This window comes from Xenorhabdus stockiae (genome assembly GCF_002632825.1).
Lineage (GTDB): Bacteria > Pseudomonadota > Gammaproteobacteria > Enterobacterales > Enterobacteriaceae > Xenorhabdus > Xenorhabdus stockiae.
In genome coordinates, this window is sequence record NZ_NJAJ01000083.1 from 1 (window position 1) to 3,310 (window position 3,310).

The following is a 3,310-nucleotide window of genomic DNA, read 5'->3' on the forward strand; positions in this document are numbered from 1 at the left end:
CCGCTACCATCTTGATGGCAATTTTGCCCCAGAGAGAGCACAATACCATTACCGGCTCGAATTGTTCCTCTGGCGGCGATATCTCCTGTGCGGGTATTGAAAAAAATGTTAGTGCTCTGATCTCCTGCTGTCGTTCTAAAACCAATGCCATACCATGAGCGGATTTCTATATTGTTACCCTCAAATCCTGCATTATCCATTGTACCAGGGTTAATGCTGCCCCCCCCTAATATCAAGGCTGATGCGAACAAATGCCTTACCGTTACATCACCATTAATTCCTCCGCCAGTCCGTGTATCCAACGAATTTATCGCTCGGTCAACAGCTCCTGCTAAACCTAAATTGCCCACAAACCCCGCTTTATCCAGAACATCTGCCCCATTCTGGTTCTTATCCAGTTTCCCGGCAATGGCTTCATTCATTGCTTTTATCGATTGCAGTGACACGGTTTGTCCATTCGGCAGCGTTACCTCCACCGCCCCGTTCTGACTCATCCATTTATCCATATTCTGGAGAAACTGGACGATATAAGTATTGATAGCCACGATATGTCGGACACCATCAGACATGGAATCCGGTACGGTCACCTGAATCTGATAGGTGACGTTATTTAGCGTCACATTCACGTTATCCGCCAGTACCAGCTCGGTATCCGAATTTACGGCCTGAATCATATGCAGTAAATTACTGCTGCCGGACTGGATGAGTATCACCTGCCCCGGCGCGATGCCGTTCAGGTTGTCTTTAAATTTCGTGCCCGTGCCACGGACAATCGCGGAGCCGGACGCCGTGGAAAGGGTGCCTTGTGTGTAAATCATGGTTGGGTTCCTGAGAAGAAAAAATCAGAAGTAATCGTCGTAGTTAATGGCGTAAATGTCGTAGTTGATGGGCTTGTAACTGAAATTGTTCACCTGTATGTATTCAAAATTCATTTTCCCGGCTTCGCTCACTGAAATAGTGCTACCTGAGAAGGTGAAGCCCGAATCCGCAAAGCGCCAGCTGTTCCCACCGACATTCCTGACCAGCTTGGCTAATCGGTTCACATGCACCATCGGGCGAGAGATGCTGCGGGCTGAGCCACTCCCGTTTCTGACGGCTATCATTTCCCCCAGAAAAAATGGCGTGTAATGGGAGGAATAGGTCAGCCGTCCCGACGCGTTATAAATCGCTATCCCGTAATCCGGTCGCTGTAATGCAAAGCCGCTGGAGAAAATCACCACAGAGACAGCGCAGGGTACGTCATTGTTCACCATCACTTTATCGTGAGTCATCCCGACTGCTGCTCCGGGTGTTTCCGTCCGGGCAAACACCAGACACTGAGCGCGGTTCGGGATGGAATCCGGCACCCGCCATTGCCCCTGCTTGCCTAATGTCACTCTGCCCCGGTAAACGCAATACCCCAGTCGGTTCTGATCGGTAATCGTTGAAACGCCATTCATTCCTGCCAGCTGAATACCAAATGCTGAACGGTACTTCGGGTAGCCACACACCTGAATATAAAAATGCCGATCGGGGTCAAAATAAGGATCAAACCAGCCAGCCACATTCCCGTACCAGTCAGGCCGACCATTAGGGCTGTCACTGTATTCAAAGCGCAGATATTCTCCCTCCATACGGATATTATTGAGCCGGATATCGACAATCACCGACATATTGCCATCCTGCCCGACCATTACCGTTTTGGTCGGTATCAGGACAATATTAAAATCCCGGGCTTCCGGAATATGGTGTGACTGCTGATAACCCTGCTTTTTGAAATCCCCGTGCAAATCGATTGAGATGGCCCTTATCAGGCTTAATGTCTGTGCCCGGTTCGAATCCAGTCGGTAAGCCTTTCCCCCGTCACCGGGACGGACTAATAATCCTATGTCGCTCATTAAATTTTCCCCACTTTGACCCTTAACACACCCCGACCATCAAAGACCGCCAGCCCGGTGTGATCCAGTGCGACCCTGACCCCGCCTGCCGTGCCTTTCATCTCAAACGCCCCATTCTTCGGTAAGTTCCAGCCCCCGTTCGGCCAGTTATCTGACCGGATGCCGTCCGCAATTTTTGCCATCGTGATAGAAGCATCCTGAATGTCCGCCCCGTTAATGGAGGCTTTATCAATAAAAACCTGATTAAAAAAGGCCTGACCATTCTTAATCACAAAGACCGGATCTAATTTCCCGCTGGACGGATTGACCACCGTAAACTGATTCGCCCTGACACCGAAGTGCGTCTCGACCTTACCGTTTTTTACTTCGGCTCCAATCACCATCCCGGCCTGATAAAGCTGATTGTTGTATTTCACCCCGGCGCCGATGTCATAAATCCCGTACCCGTTCCCGTCGATATCAAACACCGCCGTCGCTTTGGTCTGGACAGCCGCAGCATTTTGACCCACCTCGACCTGTACTTTCTCCAGCTTTTCCGCCAGGGCTTTTTTGTCGGATAATTGGGTGGTTCTGACTTCCAGTATCTCTGCGCGCATCTCGCCGTTTTCTTTCAGCTGATGCTGGACTACGGAACCAATCAGGGCCGCATTCCCTAAAATCGCCTCATTGGTAAAATTGATGTCCGATTGCAGGCGTTTTCCCGCTTCCGCACTAAGGAACTGGTTACCGGCAGCATCAATAATCCAGCTCGCATCCGTGGAGGATTCACCGCGCAAGAAGTCGGTCCACGGGGACTGATTACCGGATTTATCCACCAGTCGGGCACGGAAGTAGAACGCGACCCCGGCAGCTAATCCCTGCATCACATAGGTCTTTTGCGGGTAGGGAATATCTGACAATAACATTAACCCTTCGCCGTCACTCGTCGGGCTGTACTGAATTTCGGTTTTCAGCGTATCGTCCGTGTGAGGTGCAAAACCCCAGTCTAACTGGATACCGAACACAATCGGCGTGGCTTTAAAGCCCAGTGGCGCAGGCGGCTCCCCGGCTTTGCCCTTCAGGTGCGTTTCCGGCGCATTGGCCCACAGACTGGAGATTTCCGCGGCATTAATCGCTCGTACCCGCGCCTGATAACGCCCGGCGTAGATGTTCGGCACCTCAAACCCCTGGGTTGAAGTTCTCGGTGCCGCTATCCAGTTACCATTATCCCGACGCCATTCGGCTTCATAGGCAATGGCACTTTCTGCCGCATCCCACGTCACCCGCAGTGTGGTAATGGCAATGCCCTGATGGACCACCGAATCACTGCCGATAACGACATTTTTCGGCGGCGACTGTACGCCGGGCGGAATAAGGGAAATGGGGCGTTCATCAATGCGAATGCCGGTATCAATGTGGGCGTATTTATCCGGGTTATGCTCAATGGCGGTAAT

The 3,310-nt window shown here is 51.5% G+C and carries 3 protein-coding genes; all 3 read right to left on the minus strand.

Annotation, left to right across the window (positions count from 1 at the left end):
* On the minus strand, positions 1–818 hold an 818-nt coding region (locus tag Xsto_RS21280), incomplete at its 3' end, for a tail fiber protein (RefSeq protein ID WP_244590472.1).
* A 24-nt stretch (positions 819–842) separates the two neighbouring features.
* Positions 843–1,877 carry a DUF6453 family protein gene (locus Xsto_RS20025; RefSeq protein ID WP_099126218.1) on the minus strand — a complete coding sequence of 345 codons (1,035 nt, stop codon included), beginning with the start codon at positions 1,875–1,877 and terminating at the stop codon, positions 843–845.
* The coding region (locus Xsto_RS20030; RefSeq protein ID WP_141554553.1) for a phage tail tip fiber protein at positions 1,877–3,310 on the minus strand (1,434 nt) is incomplete at its 5' end. The genes Xsto_RS20025 and Xsto_RS20030, both read right to left, overlap by 1 nt.